Raw genomic sequence first — 20183 nt, 5'->3', positions numbered from 1 at the left:
AGTGGGGGCGGGCGCCGATCCCGCCCCCGCTCCCCGCCTCTGCTCCCCGTCCCCGCTCCCGCCCCGGGTCAGTCGGCGAGGGTGGCCACCAGGACGGCCTTGATGGTGTGCAGTCGGTTCTCGGCCTCGTCGAAGACGACGGAGTACGGGGACTCGAAGACCTCGTCGGTGACCTCCAGTGACTCCAGGCCGTACGTCTCGTGGATCTCGCGGCCGACCCGGGTGCCCAGGTCGTGGAAGGCCGGCAGGCAGTGCAGGAACCGCACGTCCGGGTTGCCGGTGGCCTGGAGCACCTCCAGGGTCACGGCGTACGGGCCGAGGGCGGCGATCCGCTCGGCCCAGACCTCCTTGGGCTCCCCCATCGACACCCAGACGTCGGTGGCGACGAAGTCCGCTCCGCGCACGCCCTCGGTGACGTCCTCGGTGAGGGTGAGGGTGGCGCCGCTCTTCTCGGCCAGCGCACGGGCCCGGTCCACCACGCCGCGGTCGGGCCAGTACGCCTCGGGGGCCACGATCCGGACGTCCATGCCGAGCAGCGCCCCGGTGATCAGGTAGGAGTTGCCCATGTTGAACCGGGCGTCGCCGAGGTAGGCGAAGGAGGTCCCGTCGAGGGGCTTGACGCAGTGTTCGGTCATGGTGAGGACGTCCGCGAGCATCTGGGTGGGGTGCCAGTCGTCGGTGAGCCCGTTGTAGACGGGGACGCCCGCGAAGGCCGCCAATTCCTCGACCGCGGGCTGGCTGTCGCCCCGGTACTCGATCGCGTCGTACATCCGGCCCAGCACCCGGGCGGTGTCCCTGACCGACTCCTTGTGGCCCATCTGGGAGCCGGAGGGGTCGAGGTAGGTGGTGCTGGCTCCCTGGTCGGCGGCGGCGACCTCGAAGGCGCAGCGGGTCCGGGTGGAGGTCTTCTCGAAGATGAGGGCGATGTTCCGGCCGCGCAGCAGGGGGGTCTCGGTGCGCGACTTCTTGGCCGCCTTCAGTTCGGCCGCGAGGACCACCAGGGCCTTGAACTCGTCGGCGGTGAAGTCCAGCTCCTTGAGGAAGTGGCGGCCGGTGAAACCGGACGGGACAGTCACCATGCGGGGCTCCAGGGGCGAGAACGTCGGTCGGGAAGTTTGGAAGTCTATACGATAGACAACATTTCTATGCAAGGCTGCTTCAGGCCGTTCCCGGGGTCGGCGTTCAGCCGGTGCCCACGGCCTCCCGCTCCACCGGGCAGCTCATGCACCGCGGCCCGCCCCGACCGCGCCCCAGCTCGCTCCCCGGGATCTCGATCACCTCGATGCCCTGTTTGCGCAGATGGGTGTTGGTGGTGGCGTTGCGTTCGTAGGCGATGACCACCCCCGGTTCCACGGCGAGGACGTTGCAGCCGTCGTCCCACTGCTCCCGCTCCGCCGCGCGCACGTCCTGGGTGGCGGTGAGCACCCTGATCTCGCTGAGGCCGAGGGCCGCGGCGACGGCCCGGTGCATGTGCTCCGGCGGATGGTCGGTGACCTTCAGCTCCCGCACGTCGACACCGGGCTCGATCGTGTACGAGCGGAGCATGCCGAGCCCGGCGTACTGCGTGAACGTGTCACCGTCGACCATCGTCATCACCGTGTCCAGGTGCATGAAGGCGCGCCGCTTGGGCATGTCGAGCGCGACGATGGTCCGCGCGGACCCGGCCGCGAACAGTTTGTGGGCGAGCATCTCCACTGCCTGGGGCGTGGTCCGCTCGCTCATCCCGATGAGGACCGCGCCGTTGCCGATCACCAGGACGTCACCGCCCTCGATGGTGGACGGGTAGTCGGCCAGCCCCTCGGACCAGACGTTGAACGGTCCCGCCGACTCCGCGGCGAACAGCGGGTGGTGCCGGTAGATCGCCTCGAAGTGCACGGTCTCGCGGCGGCGGGCCGGCCAGCGCATCGCGTTGATGGACACGCCGTCGTAGATCCAGGCGGAGGTGTCCCGGGTGAACAGGTGGTTGGGCAGCGGGCCGAGCAGGAAGTCGTCCAGCTCCATGGCGTGGAAGCGGACGGAGGTGGGTTCGGCGTGGCCCTCCAGGAACTCCCGCTTGGTCATGCCGCCGACCAGCGCCTCGCACAGCTGGGGCGCGGGCAGCCCCGCGAAGGCGGCCCGTAGGTGGCCGGTGGCGAGCGGACCGTACTCCTTCTCCTCGAAGACCCGGTCCAGGACCAGCGCACGGGCCTCAGGCACGTCCAGCACCTCGGTGAGCAGATCGCCGAAGAGGTGGACCGTCACCCCGCGGTCCCGCAGCACGTCCGCGAACCCGTCGTGCTCCTGACGGGCCCGGCGCACCCACAGCACGTCGTCGAAGAGGAGGGCGTCCTTGTTGCTGGGGGTCAACCGCTTCAGCTCCAGGTCGGGCCGGTGCAGTATGACGCGGCGCAGCCGCCCGGTCTCGGAGTCAACGTGGAATCCCATGGCGTCTACCTTCCCCGAATCCGCAGCCGCACGACGCGAGTGCGCCTTCCCGCCGGCGCGCCGCGCGACCGCGAAGGCCGCGGCGCCGGCCGCGGCCGGGTCAGGACCGCAGGTACGCGAGGACGGCGAGGACCCGGCGGTGGGTGTCGCCCGCGGGCGGCAGGTCCAGCTTGGCGAGGATGCTGCCGATGTGCTTGACCACGGCCGCGTCGGAGACGACGAGTTCCCGGGCGATGGCGCTGTTGGAGCGTCCCTCGGCGACCAGGCCCAGCACCTCCCGTTCGCGCGGAGTCAGTCGCCGTAGGGGATCGCGGCGGCGGCGCAGCAGTTGGCGGACCACCTCCGGGTCGACGACGGTGCCGCCGTCCGCGACCGCGCGCAAGGCGTCGAGGAACTGTTCGACCTGGCCGATCCGGTCCTTGAGGAGGTAGCCGACGCCCGTGCCGTCGCCCGAGTCGAGGAGGTCGGCCGCGTAGGCCCGTTGCACGTACTGGCTCAGCACGAGGACCGGCAGGGTGGGCCGGGCGCGGCGCAGGGCCACGGCGGCCCGCAGCCCTTCGTCCTCGAAGTCGGGTGGCATCCGCACGTCGGTGACGACGACGTCCGGGTCCGTGTCCGCGACGGCAACGGTCAGCGCGGCGGCGTCCCCGACGGCGGCCACCGTCTCGTGCCCGAAGCGGGTGAGCAGGCCGACGAGTCCCTCGCGCAGCAGGACGCTGTCCTCGGCGAGGACCACCCGCAGCGGCCGGGGCGCACCGGCCCCGGCCGTCAGGTGGGACGGGTCCGCTCGGTCGGTCGGCAAGGGATCTCCACGCGCAGCAGGGTCGGTCCGCCCGGTGGGCTGGACAGGGTGAGTGTGCCATCCAGTGCCGACACCCGGTCGCCGAGTCCGGTCAGTCCGCTGCCGACCGCCGGGTCGGCGCCGCCGCGGCCGTCGTCGTCGACCTCCAGGACCAGCGTTCCGGCGGCGTGCCGGACGGTGACCTTGGCCCGGTGGGCGCCGCTGTGCCGGGCGACGTTGACCAGGGCCTCCCGGGTGACGAAGTAGGCGGCGGCCTCCACCGGCCCGGGGAGTCGGCCCGGCAGTGCGGTGGCGACGTCGACGGGCACCGGCGAACGGTCGGCGGCGTCCTGGACGGCGGCCTCCAGACCGAAGTCGGTGAGGACCTTCGGATGGATGTCGTGGATGAGTTCGCGCAGTTCGGCGAGGACCCGTCCGGCCTCGTCGTGGGCGCGGGCCAGGGTGTCGGCGAGCGGTCCCGGCGGGGCGTCGAGGCGGGCGAGGCCCAGGGCCATCGTCAGGGCGACGAGCCGTTGTTGCGCCCCGTCGTGCAGGTCCCGTTCGATCCGGCGCCGTTCGGCGTCGAAGGCGTCGACCAGGCGGACCCGGGAGCGGCTCAGCTCCCGCACGGTCCGCTCGGCCGTGCTGTCCCGCGGGCCGAGCAGGGCCCGGGCGATGCCGGCGCGCACCTCGGCGAGCCAGCCGAGCACGTACAGTCCGGGGGCGATCAGGATGGTCCCGAGGGCCGCGCACGCGCAGGCCAGCGGCCAGGAGGTGACGAGCCACAGCTTGAGCACCCGGACCTCCTCGCCGCCGCCGACGGTCGCCATCAGGGCCGGCGCGGCGACCAGGGTCAGGGGCGCGCCCAGGGCGAAGGCCACCGCCAGCGCCTCCAACGGCCACAGCAGGAGCGCGGTGAGCCCCGCGTACCCGAACTCCCGCCAGGTGACCGGTTCCCGGAAGCGGACCCGGGCCCAGGCACCGGGCCCCGGCGCGGTGACCCGTCGGTGCGGATCGGTCGCGGTGTGCCGGACCAGGCGCAGCCGCCACCGTTCGAACCGGGCGAACGGCAGCCCGAGGAGCACGAGCGAGGCCAACAGCGGCAGTCCGAGGAGCACCGGGGCGAGGGCGAGCCCGGCCGCGGCGGTGACCAGGAGCGCCGCCAGGAGGACGGGTCCCAGCAGAGCGCCGGTCAGGAGGTAGCCGACCGACCGCCAGGGCCAACCGGTGCGCAGGTAGCGCAGGCGGCGGGGGGAACCCAGGGCCTCGCGCAGGCCCGTGCCGGGCCCGGGTGGGAGGGGAGCGGCGGCGGGGTGCCGTCTCGGTTCGCTGCGCATGGTTCCCACGGTAGGCGGGCGTCCTCGGCCGGCCCAGGGCGCTGGGTGGAGGTCCGGGGGTGGGGCAGGCCCTACCCCGGTTCTCCACCGGGCCCCGCTGACCCGGCGGGGTCCGGGGCGGTGGAGTGGACGGCATGGACGACAAGGTGATCAGACTGACTGCGGTGACCCGGGTGCACCGGCCGCACGGCCGCGGCGGCACCCCGGTGACGGCCCTGGACGGAGTGTCCCTCTCCTTCGGGCGGGGCACCTTCACGGCGGTCATGGGCCCCTCCGGGTCGGGGAAGTCGACGCTGCTCCAGTGCGCGGCCGGGCTCGACCGGCCGACCTCGGGGTCGGTGGTCCTCGACGGGGCCGAGCTGACGGGGCTCGGTGAGCGGCGGCTGACCCTGCTGCGGCGGGAGCGGATCGGGTTCGTGTTCCAGTCCTTCAACCTGTTGCCGTCGCTGACGGCCGAGCAGAACGTGGCGCTGCCGCTGCGGTTGGCGGGCCGCCGTCCCGGCCGGGCCCGGGTGCGGGAGGCGCTGGCCCGGGTGGGGCTGGCGGACCGGGCCCGGCACCGTCCCGCCCAGTTGTCGGGCGGTCAGCAGCAGCGGGTCGCGGTGGCCCGGGCCCTGATCACCCGCCCCTCGGTGGTGTTCGGGGACGAGCCGACCGGCGCGCTCGACACCGTCGCGGGCCGCGGGGTGCTGACCCTGCTGCGGGAGTTGGTGGACGAGGAGCGGCGGACCGTCGTCATGGTGACCCACGATCCGACGGCCGCCGCCCGCGCCGACCGAGTGGTGTTCCTGGTGGACGGGGCGCTCGCCGGAGAGGTGACCGCGCCGAACGCCGAGGAGGTCGCCCGACGGATGACCGCGCTGGAGGCCCGGGTGGGGGCGGCGACGTGCTGAGCGTGACGTGGTGCGGACTGCGCGACCGGCTGGTCACCTTCCTCGGGGGCTTCCTGGCGCTGGCGCTGGGCGTCGGGGTGCTCACCGCGATGGGCCTGGCCCTGGCCTCGGCGACCCGGACCCCGGAGCGGCAGCCGGAGCGGTTCGCGACGGCACCGGTGCTGGTGCGGGGTGCGGACACCCTCCGGGTGGACACCCCCGCCGGACCCCGCGAGGGCAGGTGGAGCGGGCCGCGGGCGGTGCCGCGCGCCCTGCTGCGGGAGCTGGCGGAGCTGGGCCCCACGGTGGTGGACCGGACGTTCCCGGTCCGGGCCGAGGGCGCCGGTGAGCTCCTCGCCCACCCGTGGTCGACCGCCGCCTTCGCCTCGTACCGGCTGGCCGCGGGGCGGGCGCCGGTGCGGGACGGGGAGGCCGTGGCGGCCGGCGGCTGGGCGCGGCCCGGCGAACGGGTCGACACCGACCGGGGCGTGCTGCGGGTGGTGGGGACGGCCGCCGCCCCCACCGCGTTCGAGCGGGCCGTGTTCCTCACCGAACGGCACGCGGCGCGGTTCGCCGCCGGGGACCACGTGGTCGTGGACGCCCCGCCGGCGGCGGTGCGCGCGGTGGTCGCCGACGACCGGTACCCGGGAGTGCGGGTCCTCACGGGCACCGAACGGCGAATCGCGGACCCCGGTACGGAACGGGAGCGGGCGGCGCGCACGGCACTCGTCGCGCTGCTCGGCACGGCGGGCGGGGTCTGCGGGTTCGTGTCGGTGTTCGTCGTCGCGTCGACGTTCGCGTACTCGGTGGCCCGCCGACGCCGGGAGTTCGGGTTGCTGCGCACGGCGGGGGCGACCCCGGGTCAGGTGCGGCGCACGGTGTACGCGGAGGGGCTGCTCGTCGGGGGGACCGCCTCGGCGGCGGGGTGTCTGCTCGGCGGCTGGGCGGCGCCGCTGCTGGCCCGCCTGCTGGTGGCCCGTCAGGCGGCGCCCGCGGGCTTCCGGATCGGCGCGGACCGCTGGCCCTACCACCTGGCGTTCTGGACGGGGCTCGCGGTGGCCCTCGCCGGGGTGGCGGCGGCGTCCTGGCGGGCGGGGCGCACCGGCCCGGCCGAGGCGTTGCGGGAGGCGTCCGTCGACCACGGGGTGCTGACCCGGGGCCGGCTGGTGTGGGGCGGTGGCCTGCTGGTGGCCGCGCTGGGAATCCTCGGGTACTCCCTGGTCGCCGAACCGGGCGAGCTGTTGCACCGCAAGACGTACACCAGCCGGCCCGCGCTGCTGATCGTCGCGGTGGCGCTGTTGGCGCCCGGCTGGGTGGGTCCGGTGGCCCGGGCCCTGACCCGACTGCCGGCACGGCTGCCCGGGGCCGGCGGCGAACTCGTCCGGGCGGGCGTGTCCACCGCGGTCCGGCGCGGGGCCGCGGTGGCGTCCCCGGTGCTGGTGACCGTGGCGCTCACCGGCACCCTGCTCGGGACGACCGCCACCCTGAACGGGGCGAAGGCGCGGGAGGTCGAACGCCGGACGACGGCGGACTTCGTCGTCACGGGCGTGGACCGGGCCGGGGTCGCGGCGCTCGCCCGGGTGCCCGGCGCGGTGGTGTCCCCGTCCGCGACGAGCGAGCTGCACGTACTGGAGGAGGGCACGGCGCTGATCCGGTCCGAGGCGCGCGCCGTCGACCCCGCGGCCCTCGCGGCGACCACGACGCTCCCGGTCGCCGCGGGCGACGTGCGGGACCTGGACGACGGGTCCGTCGTCGTCAACGAGGAGTGGCAGCAGCACCGGGTGGGGCAACACGTCACCGTGTGGCGGGCGGACGGTCAGCGGGTGCGGCTGCGGATCGCGGCGGTCCTGCGCACCGGCACCGGCTCCCAGGGCGTGTACGTCACCCCGGCCAACGCGCCGGGCGCCGTGGTGGACCGCGTCGAGGTCCGGGTGGTGCCCGGGGCCCGGGCGGGTGCGGTCGCGGCGGCGCTGCGGACGGCCGCGGGGGACGGCCGGGTCCGCACGGGCGAGGCGTACGCGCGGGCGCTGGCTCCGCGCGCGAACGGGGCCACCCGGATCGGTTTCCTGCTGGTCCTGGGGATCGCGGTGCTGTACGGGGCGCTGGCGCTGGCCAACACGACGCTGATGGCCGCCGCGGACCGACTGCCGGAACTCCGGGCCCTTCGGCTGGCGGGGGCGACCCGGGGGCAGGTGCTCCGGGTCGTCGGGTGGGAGGCGGCGGTACTGGTCGGCACGGGGGCCGTACTGGGCGCGCTGGTCGCGGCGGTGCACCTGGGGGCGCTGGCGGCGGCGTTGGCGCTGGTCGGGGCGCCGGCCCCGGTGGTCGTCCCGTGGGGGCCGCTCGCCGCGGTGGGCGCCGGGTACCTGACGGTCGCCGTGCTGACGGCACTGTGGGCGACGGGCCGGGCGCTGCTCGGCGCACGTCGGTGAGCCTCGCCGGCGCCGGTCCGGGCCCGTCGGTGAGGCCCGACGGCGCCTGGTCGGGCCCCTGCTCGACACCCGAAGGTTGCTGCTCAGCGCACGCCGGTGAGGTGGGCGAAGACGACCACGTTCGCGTCGTAGCCGCTCTCCCCCGCGTAGGAGCCGCCGCAGGTGATGAGGCGCAGCTCCGGGCGCCCGGTGTCGCCGTAGACGCGCTCGGCGGGGAACCCCTCGCGTTTGAAGGTCTCGACGCCGTCGACCGTGAACACCGCGGTGCGCCCGTCGGCGCGGGGCACCTCGACGGTTTCGCCCGGGCGGAGCAGGCCCAGTGAGTAGAAGACGGCGGGGCCGGTGCGGGTGTCCACATGGCCGGTGATCACCGCGGTGCCCCGCTCGCCCGGGGTGAGGCCCTCGCTGAACCAGCCCGCGGTGTCCGGCCGGGTCGGCGCGGGCGCCTCGATCTGTCCCTGCGGGTCGTAACCGACGTCCAGCAGCGGGGCGTCCACCCGGATGCTCGGCACCTGGACCCGCGCCGGGCGGGCGACGGCGAGGGGTTCCGCGCCCGCCCGGGCCGCGTCCGCCGAAGCCGTGGCCGACGGCGCGGGACGGACCGCCGCCGCGGGCGCCGGCTGTGGCGGGCCCGCCACCGGGTCGCCCTGCACCAGGCGCACCCCGACCAGCACGGCGAGCGCGAGGGAGGACCACCCCACCCGGTGCCGTCGATCGACCCGGGCCCGGGCGGCCCTGCGGTGGACGTCGAGCGCCGCGAGCAGCGCCTCGCCCTCGGCGGAGTAGCGCGTCGACCTCCATGGGTACGGGTCCATCCCGGGTCTCCTTCCGTTCGCCCCGTGCTCTTGCCGTGACCGCGCCCGGACCGGGGGCGCGGGTGCGGGCCCCTTCCGGGCGGTGCGTCAGACGGCCCGGCGCCGCGCCCGGTAGAGGAACGCGCCGCCCGCCACCGCGCCGGCGATCAGGACGCCGCCCGCGGCCGTGGTGAGGGTGCCGTTCTCGTCGGCGCGGGGGCCGCCGAATCCGGCGTGCGAGCCACTGGCGGGCACGACCTCCAGCACTCCGCCGAGGTGCGCGCCGTTGTCGCAGGTCCCGTGGACGTCGTAGCGGCCGGGGCGGGTGTTCCACGGCACGTCGAGGCGTCCGCTCAGTTCGTCCCGGGCGCCGGACTGCTGGCCGCCCCGGGCGTCCTGGTCGTCCCTCAGGTCACGTTCGTCCTGTCCGTCACGTCCGTCACGTCCGTCGCGGGTGAGCCGGACGTGCCGCACGCCCAGGGACTCGGCGTTCACCGTGGCGGTGTCGCTGTTCCCGCAGGAGAACGTGCGCACGGTGGTGGTGTGTCCGGCCCGCACGGGGTCCGGCGAGAACGACAGGGTGTCGGCACCGGGCCGGGGACCGGGCGCCCCGCCGGCCGGAACGCCCGCCGCGAGGGCGAGCGGCGCGGTGAGGGCGACCGTCGCCGCGGCCACCCCGGCCGAGGCGAGGAAACGTCGAGCTTGCATGTGATCCTCCGTCAAGCACCGGCCGCGTGCGGAGGCTTGCCCGCGCGCTGACGAGAGCCGGTACCGTCGCCCCCTCATGTGACGATCCGTCGGATGACGGCGCATCTCCACCGGCCCGCCCGCGGCACCGGACCGTCCCCGCGGCCAGCCGGTGACGCAGGGCAACACCGCAGGTCAGAGCCGTTGCAGCTGGCGCACTCAGGTGATCTTGCCCAGGTGCGTCCGCACGGGTAGCCACACCCCGGCGGAGCGGTCCACCTGACGCACCCACACGCCCTCCCAGGGAGCACGTCCGCAAAACTCCCTCGCCCCGGCCGATACCCGCCCGCAATACTCGTACGGGTGTTCCTCACCATCACCACGACAGGTCATCCTGAACGTCCCGCGACCGATCTGGGCTTCCTGCTGCACAAGCATCCGGACCGCAGCCAGGCGTTCTCCACCTCGCACGGCACCGCCCACGTCTTCTACCCCGAGGCGACCGCGGAGCGCTGCACGGCGGCGCTGCTGCTGGAGGTCGACCCCGTGGCGCTGGTCCGCAAGCTCAAGGGCAAGGAGCGCAGCACGCCCGACGCCGCCCTCGCGCAGTACGTGAACGACCGTCCCTACGCGGCGTCCTCCCTGCTCGCCGTCGCGCTCAGCCGGGTGTTCTCCAGCGCGTTGAAGGGCCAGTGCACGGCGCTGCCGGCACGGGCCGTCGCGCCGCTGCCCCTGCGGATCGAGGTTCCCGTGCTCCCCGCACGCGGGGGCGCCGAACTGGTGCACCGGATGTTCGCACCGCTCGGCTGGACGGTCACCGCGACCCCCGTACCGCTCGACGCGCGCTTCCCCGAGTGGGGCGACTCCCGTTACGTGTCCCTGGTCCTGGAGGGCTCGGGCCGCACGCTCGCCGAGGCGCTGCGACACCTCTACGTCCTGCTGCCGGTGCTGGACGACACCAAGCACTACTGGGTGTCGCAGGACGAGGTCGACAAGCTGCTGCGCGCCGGGGAGGGCTGGCTCGCCACCCACCCGGAGCAGCAGGTCATCACCAGCCGGTACCTCAACCACCGCTGGGGCCTGGCCCGCACCGCGCTGGAACACCTCGCCCTGGAACGCCTCGCGCAGAGCGACGACACCGAGGTCGAGGAGATCGACAACGCCGTCGACGAGACCACGGACACCGAGGAGAGGCCGGTGCCGTTGGCGCGGGCCCGCCGCACGGCGATCGTGACCGCGCTGGCCCGGACCGGTGCGGCCCGGGTGCTCGACCTCGGCTGCGGCCAGGGCCAGTTGGTGAAGGAACTGTTGGCGGACCCCCGCTTCACGGAGATCGTCGGGGTCGACGTGTCGTCCCGTGCGCTCACCGTTGCCGCCCGGCGGCTGCGGCTGGACCGGATGGGCGAGCGCCAGGCGTCCCGCGTCACGCTGCTCCAGGGCTCGCTGACGTACACCGACCGCCGGCTCGAAGGGTACGACGCGGCCGTGCTGTGCGAGGTCATCGAGCACGTCGACCCGCCGCGGCTGCCCGCCGTGGAGTACGCGGTGTTCGGCGCGGCCCGTCCCGCGACGGTCATCGTGACCACCCCGAACGTCGAGTACAACGTCCGCTGGGAGTCGCTGCCGGCCGGACACAAGCGGCACCGGGACCACCGCTTCGAGTGGCGTCGCGACGAGTTCCGGGACTGGGCGCAGCAGGTGGCCGCACGGCACGGGTACACCGTGGAGCTGCGGCCGGTGGGACCCGAGGACCCGGAGGTGGGCGCGCCGACGCAGCTCGCCCTGTTCCGCCGCGGCGCCGCCCCGGCCACCGAGAGCACCGAGAGCACCGAGAGCACCGAGAGCACCGAGGAGGGGACCGCGGCATGAGCGGCACCGACAGCACCACCGCGCAGGACGTGCGCGTCCTGCCCGTCACCGACCTGTCCCTGGTCGTCCTCATCGGCTCCACCGGCTCGGGCAAGTCGACCTTCGCCCAGCGGCACTTCCGGCCCACGGAGGTGCTGTCCAGCGACTTCTGCCGGGGACTGGTCGCCGACGACGAGAACGACCAGTCGGCGTCCGGCGACGCCTTCGACGTCCTGCACTACATCGCGGGCAAACGCCTCGCCGCGGGCCGGCGGACCGTCGTCGACGCGACGAACGTGCAGTCCGGGGCGCGGGCCCAGCTGATCCGGCTGGCCCGTGAACACGACGTGCTGCCCATCGCGATCGTCCTCGACGTGCCCGAGTCGGTGTGCGTGCGACGCAACGCCGAACGACCCGAACGCGCGGACCTGCCGGCCCGGGTGGTCAGCCGTCACCAGCGCGAACTGCGCCGCTCGCTGCGCGGACTGGAACGCGAGGGCTTCCGCAAGGTGCACGTCCTGCGCGGGGTCGACGCGATCGCATCGGCGCGGATCGTCACCGAGCGGCGGTTCAACGACCTGACCCATCTGACCGGCCCGTTCGACCTGATCGGTGACGTCCACGGCTGCCGCAGCGAACTGGAAGCCCTGCTGGGCAAGCTCGGCTACGTCGACGGCGCCCACCCCGAGGGCCGGACCGCCGTGTTCGTCGGTGACCTGGTCGACCGCGGGCCGGACAGCCCCGGGGTGCTGCGCCGGGTGATGGACATGGCCGCCGCGGGGAACGCCCTGTGCGTGCCCGGCAACCACGAGAACAAGCTGGGGCGCTGGCTGAAGGGCCGCAAGGTGCAGCTCACCCACGGCCTCGCCGAGACCGCGGCGCAGTTGGCGGACGAGAGCGAGGAGTTCCGGGCCCGGGTCGCCGCCTTCGTGGACGGCCTGGTCAGCCACTACGTACTCGACGGCGGCCGGCTGGTCGTCTCCCACGCGGGCCTGCCGGAGAAGTACCACGGCCGGACCTCGGGCCGGGTCCGCTCGCACGCCCTGTACGGCGACACCACGGGGGAGACCGACGAGTTCGGGCTGCCGGTGCGCTACCCGTGGGCGGAGGACTACCGGGGCAAGGCCGCCGTGGTGTACGGGCACACGCCGGTGCCCGAGGCCCAGTGGATCAACAACACCCTGTGCCTGGACACCGGCTGCGTCTTCGGCGGGAAGCTGACTGCCCTGCGCTACCCGGAACGCGAACTGGTCGACGTGCCCGCCGAGCGCGTCTGGTACGAGCCGGTGCGGCCCCTGGTGCCCGAGGCGCCGGGCGGGCAGGACGGGCGCCCCCTGGACCTGACCGACGTCGTCGGCCGTCGGACCGTGGAGACCCGGCACGGCGGCCGGGTCGCGGTACGGGAGGAGAACGCGGCGGCGGCCCTGGAGGTCATGAGCCGCTTCGCGGTCGACCCGCGGCTCGTGCCGTACCTGCCGCCGACCATGGCGCCCACCGCGACCTCGTCGCTGGACGGCCATCTGGAACACCCGGCGGAGGCGTTCGCGCAGTACGCGGCCGACGGGGTCGCCCGGGTCGTGTGCGAGGAGAAGCACATGGGGTCGCGGGCCGTCGCCCTGGTGTGCCGGGACGCGGACGCCGCACGCACCCGCTTCGGGGTGGACGGCCCCACCGGGTCCCTGTACACCCGGACGGGCCGCCCGTTCTTCGACGATCCGGCGGTCACCGAGGAGGTCATCGGGCGGGTGCGCGCCGCCGCGACGGCCGCGGGGCTGTGGGAGTCGCTGGACACCGACTGGCTGCTCCTGGACGCCGAGCTGATGCCGTGGTCGCTGAAGGCGGCGGGGCTGCTGCGCACCCAGTACGCGGCGGTCGGCGCCGCCGCGGGCACGGTGCTGCCGCGGGCGGTGAGCGCACTGGAGGCCGCGGCGGGGCGGGGCGTGCCCGTCGGGGACCTGCTGGAGCGGCACCGGGGGCGGACCGAGGACGCCGCCGCCTTCACCGAGGCGTACCGCAGGTACTGCTGGAGCACCGAGGGCCTGGAGGGGGTGCGGCTCGCGCCGTTCCAGGTCCTGGCGACCCGTGGCCGTTCGTTGGCGGGGCTGCCGCACGACGAGCAGTTGGCGCTGATCGACCTGCTGGTGGCGCACGACGCGACGGGGTTGCTGGCCCCCACCCGACGGCTCGTCGTCGACACCGGGGACGCGGCGTCGGTGCGGGCCGGCGTCGACTGGTGGCAGGAGCTGACCGACGCGGGCGGCGAGGGCATGGTCGTCAAGCCGCTGGAGGCGCTGGCCCGGGTCGGGCGGCAGCGTCTGGTGCAGCCGGGGATCAAGTGCCGGGGACGGGAGTACCTGCGGATCGTCTACGGTCCCGAGTACACCCGCCCGGAGCACCTGGAGCGGCTGCGCTCCCGGCACCTCGGCCACAAGCGGTCGCTGGCGCTGCGGGAGTACGCGCTCGGCCTGGAGGCGCTGGAGCGGCTGGCCGAGGGGGAGCCGCTGTGGCGGGTCCACGAGGCGGTGTTCGCGGTCCTCGCGCTGGAGTCGGAGCCGGTGGACCCGAGGCTCTGACCCGGACGGCACCGAACGCGTCCCCGGCCCGGGCTCCGGCGACGGGGCAGGCTCCGGCGACGGGGCGGGCTCCGGCGACGGGGCGGGGACGCGCGGGGGCCGGGCCGCGGGGTTGCCGTCGCCGGCTCCCCGCTGCCGGGCATGATGGGGGACATGGATCTACGAGTCTTCACCGAGCCCCAACAGGGTGCCACCTACGACACGCTGCTCCGCGTCGCGCGGGCCGCCGAGGACCTGGGCTACGACGCCTTCTTCCGGTCCGACCACTACCTCCACATGGGTTCGGTGGACGGTCTCCCGGGCCCCACGGACGCGTGGACCACCCTGGCGGGCCTGGCCCGGGAGACCCGGCGGATCAGGCTCGGCACGCTGATGACGGCGGGCACCTTCCGACTGCCGGGAGTCCTCGCGATCCAGGTGGCGCAGGTCGACCAGATGTCCGGCGGCCGGATCGAACTGGGCCTCGGCTCCGGCTGGTACGCGGACGAGCACACCGCGTACGGCATTCCGTTCCCCAAGGAGAAGTTCGGGCGGTTGGAGGAGCAGCTCGCGATCGTGACCGGGCTGTGGGAGACGCCCGTCGGCGAGCGGTTCGCCTACGACGGCACCCACTACCAGCTGAAGGACTCCCCCGCGCTGCCGAAGCCCGTGCAGTCCCCGCTGCCGATCCTCATCGGCGGGCACGGAGCGAAGCGGACGCCCGCCCTGGCCGCGCGGTACGCCCACGAGTTCAACATCCCCTTCGCCTCGGTCGCGGACACCGAGCGGCAGTTCGGCAGGGTCCGGGCCGCCGCCGAGGAGCTGGGGCGGGCGCCCTCCGACCTGGTGTACTCGAACGCCCTGGTGACCTGTGTGGGGCGCACCGACGAGGAGGTGGCGCGCCGGGCGGCGGTGATCGGCCGGGAGGTGGACGAGCTGAAGGAGAACGGTCTCGCGGGCTCGCCGGCCGAGGTGGTCGAGAAGCTGGGACGGTACGCCGCGGTCGGCTCCGAGCGGGTCTACCTCCAGATCCTGGACCTCGATGACCTCGACCACCTGGAGCTCGTCGCCTCCGAGGTGATGCCCCAGCTGGCGTGAGCCCGGCCGGCGCGGAGCGCCCCTCGGGGTGCGGGGTCAGGGGCGTTCCCCGCCCGGTGGGCGCAGCTCGGCGTCCCACGGGTGGTCCCCGTAGGTGGCGGCGACGGCCCCGGCGAGCCATCGCCGCTGCTCGGCGCCGAGCACGGGGAGCGCCGCCGCGAAGTCCTGCTCGTCCTTCGCCCTGGGCTGCTTGGCCTTGTAGAACAGCTGGACCTCCGGGGCGAGGTGGGGCACCCCCTCGGGGGTGCGGGCGCCCACGAGGTCGAGGGGCCGCCGCACCCGGGGGTTGCGCCGGGAGACCCAGTGCCCGCCCTCGGCCTCGTCGAGCATGACCTGGAGCCGCCAGGGTGCGGTGGGGCCGGGGCGGCACCAGATGTCGTGGACCCCGACCGGGAGGACCTCCCCGGGCGCCCAGGGGCGCAACTCGCCGGGTGGGTCCGCCGCCCACCACTCCCACCCGGCCAGCACCTCCTGGACCGCCAACTGATCGCGGCGCAGCAGCAGGACGTCGATGTCGCCGTGGGCCCTGACCGTACGGCCGACGGCGAGTTCGATGGCGTGGCCACCGGCGATCCACCAGGGGACGGAGGCCGTGGCGAACCACTCGACCACGGTGGACAGGGGTGCGGGTTCCCAGGGTTCCAGGGCGGGCGGGACGTGCGCGGCGGGTGTCATCCGGCGAGGCTATCGGGCGGACGGTTCGGCGCAGGTGACGTCGTCGGAGGGCAGGGTGCCGTCGCGGAGGTAGGCGTTGACCGTGCGGTCCGCGCAGGGCACGGCACCCAGTCCGTCGACGGAGCGGGCGTAGACGCCGTGGGTGCGCAGGTCCGCCGTAACCAGGCGCGAACCGGTGAGTCGGCGGTGCAGGGCGAGGGCGCCCTCGTAGGGGACGTTGTTGTCGCGGCGGGCGTGCAGCATCAGGACGGGCACGTCGTTGTCGATGGCCGTGCCCGCTTCCCGGGGCTCGGTCGCCCAGTACGCGCACGGGGCGATCATGCCGTTGACGTACGGTCCGAAGACGGGTTCGGTGGCCCGGCTGCGGACGCTGTTGTGCCAGTAGGTCGCGGGGTCCTTCGGCCAGCCGCCCGCGGGCCAGCCGCCGTCACCGCACATGAAGACGGCGCCGCCCACCATGCTGTCGGCCAGTTCGGGCGAGCTGAGGAGCTGGAGGAACCCGGCGAGTTCCGGGCCGGGCGCGGTCAGCTCGCCCGCAGCGGCGGTGACCAGGTCGCGGACCACGGCGGCCAGTACGGCATCGTGCTCCTCGTGCTGGACGAGTTGCTTGAGGATCATCCGTTGGAGCGGGGCGCCCAGCCGGTGGCCCTGGACCGCAACGGGGCGCCGCTCGGCGTGGTGGAGCAGCCGCTCGACGGTCGCTCGGACCTCGCCCGCGGTGCGACCGAGTCCGTAGGTGCCGTGCCGGCGGGCGGTCCACGCGGCCCAGGCGTCCAGACCCTCCTCGGCGGGGGCGCCGGACTGTTGGAACAGCTCGTACTGGGTGGCCGCCGGGTCGGTCGCCGAGTCGATGACCATGCGATGGGTCCGGCGGGGGAACAACTGTGTGTAGACGGCGCCCAGGTCCGCGCCGTAGGACACCCCGTAGAACGAGAGTCGGCGTTCTCCGAGGGCGGCCCGGATCACGTCCATGTCCCGGGCGACGTTGCGGGTGGAGGCGTGCGGGAGCAGGGCCGCGTTGTCCTGGTGTTCGTGACAGCGTCGGGCCGTGTCCCGCGCGGCCCGCAGCGACTCCTCGAAGTCGGCGCGCGGAGACGTCACCTCGCCGGTGGGAGGGGTGACGGCGGCAGGGGCGCAGGTGATCGGCGTGCTCTCGCCCAGGAAGCGGGGGTCGAAGCCGATGAGGTCGTAACGGTCCGCCAGGTCCTTCAGGACGGGGCGCAGCGAGAGAGGGTGGCCGAGTCCGGTGCCGCCGGGGCCGCCCGGGTTGGACAACAGGATGCCGCTGCGGCCCTCCGGCGAGGCGGCCCGTACCCGGGACACCGCGATGCGGATCGTGCGTCCGCGGGGCTCCGCGTAGTCCAGCGGGACGGTCACCTTCGCGCACTGCGCGCCCGCCGCGGCCAGTTCCGGTTGGTCCGCCGGGCACTCGCCCCAGGTGAGGCGCTGCTCGGTGAAGCGGGACAGGGCTCCGCGGGGGTCCGCCGGGGCCGCGGCGACCGGTAACGCACCGGAGAACAGGACGGCCGCACCGAGTCCGAGGACGGCCAGGGGGGAGACGCGCATCGTGGTCCTTCGAGCTGGGGATGGGCTGAGGGTGACGCTAGGGGTGCGAGGGGCTCCAGCGGCATGCGGCTGCCCGGTCGTTCGCCAAGGGGGTTAACCCCCGGACGGCCCCGGGGCGTCGACACGCGCCCGTTTCGGCCGAGGGAGGAAGAAGCGCCCGGCTCGGAGGGGTAGATCCATTGTCCCGGTGGCGCGGCGACGCTTGTCACCGTTCTCAGGGAGATGGCCGCGGTCGACCATCGGTCCGCGACGGGCGCGAACAGCGAGGACCCGGTGGAGCAGTTGGCGTGGCGCCGCCTGACCGCACGGCACGGGGATCGACTCGGCGAGATCATGGACGAGTACGGCTGGCCGACGTCGGAGCTCGTCGGCGAAGAGGCCGCACGGGCGGCCTGGCTGATCGCCCAGCACGCCGACCGGCAACTCGACGTCCAGCGGCGCGCCCTCGCACTGATGCGGCAGGCGGTGTCGGCGGGCACGGCCAGCCCGCGCGAGCTGGCCTTCCTGCGCGATCGCACGCGGGTCAACGAGGGCCGCGAGCAGGTCTACGGCACGCAGATCGCCGGCGTGCGGGACGGCGCACCGGTCCCGTGGCCCTGCGAGGAGCCCGAGCGCATGGACGCGCTCCGCGCGGAGGTCGGCATCGCGCCCTTCGACGCGTACGTCGCCGAGTTCGCGCGGGGCTGACACCGCCGGACGTTCATGGAGCGGCCCCTTCCGCGCGCCGCGCACCTGCTGCGCCGCGCACCCGCAGTGCCACGGCACCCGCTCACGGGTCCCCGTCCGGGAGGCGGGTGAGGGCGGGTAGGCGACGGAGCATTTCGAGGACGCGGTCACGGCATTCGTCAGCCGCGTCGATCCCCTCCATGCACTGCCAATACGCCCCCTGGTCCTCCGCGGTGCTGGCGATCCCGACCAGGGCGATGCCGACCTCGGTGAGCAGGCCGCCCAGCGCGAAGAGGGCCGCCTGAGCGTCGGCGATGCCCGTGAGCCGGGCCGCCCGTATGCCGTCGACGCCCGGGAGCGGCGGGGACAGGACCCCGCAGCCCCGGCCACCGACCTCGCTCAGGCGTAGGGCCTCGCCGCGCAGTTCCGGTGGGCCCGTCACGGCGAGCCGACTCCCCATCACCTGGGCCAGGGCCTGCGCCTGCCAGGACTCCGCCATGATGCGCACCACGTCGTCGCTCGCCGCCAGTGCCTGCCTGTTGATCACGATGAGCCGCATCGCATCCATGTCCTTGCCCCCGCCTTTCTTGGACGCTGGGAGTGAGCGTCCGACCGCGCCTCATCTGTTCATTACCCAGAGTGAGCGCTTCTGAGACGGATAGCTAGTGGAAGCCTGAAATCTGTGGACAAGAAGGCGGCTGGGGAAAAGCCGACCACTCCGGAGAGTGACCAACCCGGGTGCTGGGCCTCCGACTTCCCCCCGGCCGGCGGACTGTCAGTTCATGCCCTCCGGCCCGCTGACGGGCCGGTCAGCGGGCCGGTGAGCAGGCGGCCGTACCCGTCAGGTCGGTCAGGTCGGCGAGTCCGTGGCGGAACCGGCCTCCGGGACCGGGAACCGCTTCTCGTTCCTGTCGATCTTGGCGGCCAGCGCGGTCAGCGGATCGATGTCGAGCACGGCGCAGAACTGGAGCAGATAGGCGAGCACGTCCGCCACCTCGTCCCTGACGCGGTGCGCGCGATCGGGATCGTCCATCACCCGGGCGGACTCCTCGGGCGTCAGCCACTGGAAGATCTCCACCAGTTCGGACGCCTCCACGCTCAGCGCCGCGGCCAGGTTCTTCGGGGTGTGGTACGGCTGCCAGTCGCGGGCCCGCGCGAACTCGACGAGCCTGCGGCGCAGTTCCGTCAGCGGGACGTCCTCAGGACCGGGACGGTGGGGAGGTTCGGGAGTGCCGGGAGCGGCCGGGGTCGATGGAGTCACCGGTCAAGGTCTACCACCGTGAGCGGATCACCGGGCACCCCCGCCCTCAGCTGCGCCGCTCCGCGCGCCGAGCCCACCAGCCGCACGTGCCCGCGCGCGCACATCGCTGCGGCCAGTGCCGCGAGTTCGCGCACCTGCCGATCGTCGAGCGAGCGGTCGAGGTCGTCGGCGAGGACGGTGAGGCACTGGTACGCGGACGGGATCTCGGTGGCGGGGTCCACGTCCAGGACCCCCGGCCCGGTCAGCAGGACGAGGGCGAGCGCGAGGTAGCGCAGTTCGCCGTCACCCAACCGCTGCACGGGGGTGAGGCGCCCGTCACCGCGGTCGAGCACGGCACGCTCCGTACCGTCGGGCGGGCCTTCGGTGCGGAGGTCGACGACGGGGCCCCGGCAGCCCGCACGGACGGCGGCGACCAGCCGGGCGTGGCGTTGGGCGCACTCGGTGCGGGTGCGACGGAGCACGGCTGCGAGGTTGCCGCAGTCGGGCAGGAGTCGCCCGGCGTCCCGCTCCGTGTCGGCGGGCGGCGGACCGGTGGCACGCATCCGCTCGGGGTCGGGGTCGCAGACGAAGACGGAACGCAGTGCCACGACGACCTGTTCGGCGGCGGCGAGCACCCTGCGCTGCCCGGGGGTGCGGCCCGCCACCCGCAGCGGCACGACCGCGGTGCCCAGCCGGTCGTCGGGGAAGGGGGCGCGGGTGACGACGGCGGCCCCTGCGGTGTACCAGGCGGCCTGGACGGTGGACCGGGTGGGGTCGCGCAGCGCGGTGACGAACAGTTCGGTGCCGTCCGCCCCGGTCAGCCGCTCACCCGCGACCCGCAGTTCGGGTTCGACCTGGACGGCCAGGTCCAGGCGGACCGGACCGGCCGGACCGTCGACCGTGCAGCCGACGCGGAACCCCCGGCGACCGCTCGCGTCGGGGCCCGCGTGTTCGGGCACCCAACCGGCGGGGTCGGGGAACGCCCGGGCGAGGGACGCACCGCCCGCCAGCCGGGCGAGTGCCCGGTAGGCGCGCAGGGCGCTGCTGCGCCCGCTGCCGCTGCGACCGGTGAGGATGGTCAGCGGCTCCACCGGCAGGGTGACGCCGAAGTGGGAGGCGCAGGCGGTGAGTCGGAGTTCCGTGAGGGCCGGCCGGAGGGTTCGGGTGCCCGGCTCGGCCGCGCCCGGGGTGAGCACTGTCATGCACCACGA

At 74.5% G+C, this 20183-nt stretch carries 17 protein-coding genes; 6 read left to right on the top strand and 11 right to left on the bottom strand.

Features of this window, described 5'->3' with window-relative positions:
• Positions 1 to 68: 68 nt before the first annotated feature.
• The 4 genes from argF to ACFWIA_RS02940 all read right to left on the bottom strand — a co-directional run bounded on the left by argF (position 69) and on the right by ACFWIA_RS02940 (position 4542).
• Positions 69 to 1079, bottom strand: a complete 1011-nt coding sequence (gene argF, locus ACFWIA_RS02955; protein WP_386999804.1) for an ornithine carbamoyltransferase — start codon at positions 1077 to 1079, stop codon at positions 69 to 71.
• Between the two features lie 103 nt (positions 1080 to 1182).
• Positions 1183 to 2424, bottom strand: coding sequence for an arginine deiminase (locus ACFWIA_RS02950; protein WP_386999802.1), 1242 nt, complete (start codon positions 2422 to 2424; stop codon positions 1183 to 1185).
• Positions 2425 to 2524: 100 nt separating this feature from the next.
• Entirely contained in the window at positions 2525 to 3226 is a 702-nt protein-coding gene (locus tag ACFWIA_RS02945) for a response regulator (protein ID WP_386999800.1), read from the bottom strand.
• The gene (locus ACFWIA_RS02940) at positions 3193 to 4542 is read right to left on the bottom strand and encodes a sensor histidine kinase (RefSeq protein ID WP_386999798.1); all 1350 of its coding nucleotides are present in this window, start codon (positions 4540 to 4542) and stop codon (positions 3193 to 3195) included. Before ACFWIA_RS02940 ends, ACFWIA_RS02945 begins: the two co-directional genes overlap by 34 nt.
• A 134-nt stretch (positions 4543 to 4676) precedes the next feature.
• Here ACFWIA_RS02940 and ACFWIA_RS02935 point away from each other — a divergent pair, with 134 nt between their 5' ends.
• Entirely contained in the window at positions 4677 to 5435 is a 759-nt protein-coding gene (locus ACFWIA_RS02935; RefSeq protein WP_386999796.1) for an ABC transporter ATP-binding protein, read from the top strand.
• Positions 5429 to 7846 (top strand): FtsX-like permease family protein, encoded by a 2418-nt coding sequence (locus ACFWIA_RS02930; RefSeq protein WP_386999795.1) that lies wholly within the window; start codon positions 5429 to 5431, stop codon positions 7844 to 7846. The genes ACFWIA_RS02935 and ACFWIA_RS02930 overlap by 7 nt, the downstream gene beginning before the upstream one ends.
• Positions 7847 to 7929: 83 nt before the next feature.
• Here the strand turns inward: ACFWIA_RS02930 and ACFWIA_RS02925 are convergent, their stop codons facing one another.
• Positions 7930 to 8661 (bottom strand): class F sortase, encoded by a 732-nt coding sequence (locus ACFWIA_RS02925; protein ID WP_386999793.1) that lies wholly within the window; start codon positions 8659 to 8661, stop codon positions 7930 to 7932.
• A gap of 87 nt (positions 8662 to 8748) precedes the next feature.
• Positions 8749 to 9348, bottom strand: coding sequence for a hypothetical protein (locus ACFWIA_RS02920; protein ID WP_386999791.1), 600 nt, complete (start codon positions 9346 to 9348; stop codon positions 8749 to 8751).
• Between the two features lie 342 nt (positions 9349 to 9690).
• Between ACFWIA_RS02920 and ACFWIA_RS02915 the strand changes: the two genes are divergently transcribed.
• From ACFWIA_RS02915 to ACFWIA_RS02905, 3 genes are all read left to right on the top strand, one after another.
• A complete protein-coding gene (locus tag ACFWIA_RS02915; RefSeq protein WP_386999789.1) occupies positions 9691 to 11196 on the top strand; it encodes a 3' terminal RNA ribose 2'-O-methyltransferase Hen1 in 1506 nt (501 codons plus the stop codon).
• Complete coding sequence (locus ACFWIA_RS02910; protein WP_386999787.1) at positions 11193 to 13748, top strand: polynucleotide kinase-phosphatase; 2556 nt, start codon at positions 11193 to 11195, stop codon at positions 13746 to 13748. Before ACFWIA_RS02915 ends, ACFWIA_RS02910 begins: the two co-directional genes overlap by 4 nt.
• 153 nt (positions 13749 to 13901) lie before the next feature.
• Entirely contained in the window at positions 13902 to 14825 is a 924-nt protein-coding gene (locus ACFWIA_RS02905) for an LLM class F420-dependent oxidoreductase (RefSeq protein WP_386999785.1), read from the top strand.
• Between the two features lie 36 nt (positions 14826 to 14861).
• Here ACFWIA_RS02905 and ACFWIA_RS02900 read toward each other — a convergent pair whose 3' ends face one another.
• Entirely contained in the window at positions 14862 to 15500 is a 639-nt protein-coding gene (locus tag ACFWIA_RS02900; protein WP_386999783.1) for a nucleotidyltransferase domain-containing protein, read from the bottom strand.
• A gap of 9 nt (positions 15501 to 15509) precedes the next feature.
• Positions 15510 to 17066, bottom strand: coding sequence for an alpha/beta hydrolase (locus ACFWIA_RS02895; RefSeq protein WP_386999781.1), 1557 nt, complete (start codon positions 17064 to 17066; stop codon positions 15510 to 15512).
• A 222-nt stretch (positions 17067 to 17288) separates the two neighbouring features.
• On the opposite strand from ACFWIA_RS02895, the gene ACFWIA_RS02890 reads away from it, so the two are divergent.
• Positions 17289 to 17753, top strand: coding sequence for a DUF6624 domain-containing protein (locus tag ACFWIA_RS02890; RefSeq protein WP_386999779.1), 465 nt, complete (start codon positions 17289 to 17291; stop codon positions 17751 to 17753).
• A gap of 82 nt (positions 17754 to 17835) precedes the next feature.
• Here ACFWIA_RS02890 and ACFWIA_RS02885 read toward each other — a convergent pair whose 3' ends face one another.
• The 3 genes from ACFWIA_RS02885 to ACFWIA_RS02875 all read right to left on the bottom strand — a co-directional run bounded on the left by ACFWIA_RS02885 (position 17836) and on the right by ACFWIA_RS02875 (position 20174).
• Positions 17836 to 18300: a DUF6099 family protein gene (locus tag ACFWIA_RS02885; RefSeq protein ID WP_386999777.1), complete on the bottom strand. Its 465-nt coding sequence runs from the start codon at positions 18298 to 18300 to the stop codon at positions 17836 to 17838.
• Positions 18301 to 18582: 282 nt separating this feature from the next.
• Positions 18583 to 18921 carry a nucleotide pyrophosphohydrolase gene (locus ACFWIA_RS02880; protein WP_386999849.1) on the bottom strand — a complete coding sequence of 113 codons (339 nt, stop codon included), beginning with the start codon at positions 18919 to 18921 and terminating at the stop codon, positions 18583 to 18585.
• A 68-nt stretch (positions 18922 to 18989) separates the two neighbouring features.
• Positions 18990 to 20174: an AAA family ATPase gene (locus tag ACFWIA_RS02875; RefSeq protein ID WP_386999774.1), complete on the bottom strand. Its 1185-nt coding sequence runs from the start codon at positions 20172 to 20174 to the stop codon at positions 18990 to 18992.
• Between the last annotated feature and the right edge of the window lie 9 nt (positions 20175 to 20183).

Origin of the sequence: Streptomyces sp. NPDC127068, assembly GCF_042724695.1 — a bacterium.
Lineage (GTDB): Bacteria > Actinomycetota > Actinomycetes > Streptomycetales > Streptomycetaceae > Streptomyces.
Note: the sequence above shows the minus strand (reverse complement) of the source record. Positions and strands in the feature narration are given on the sequence as shown.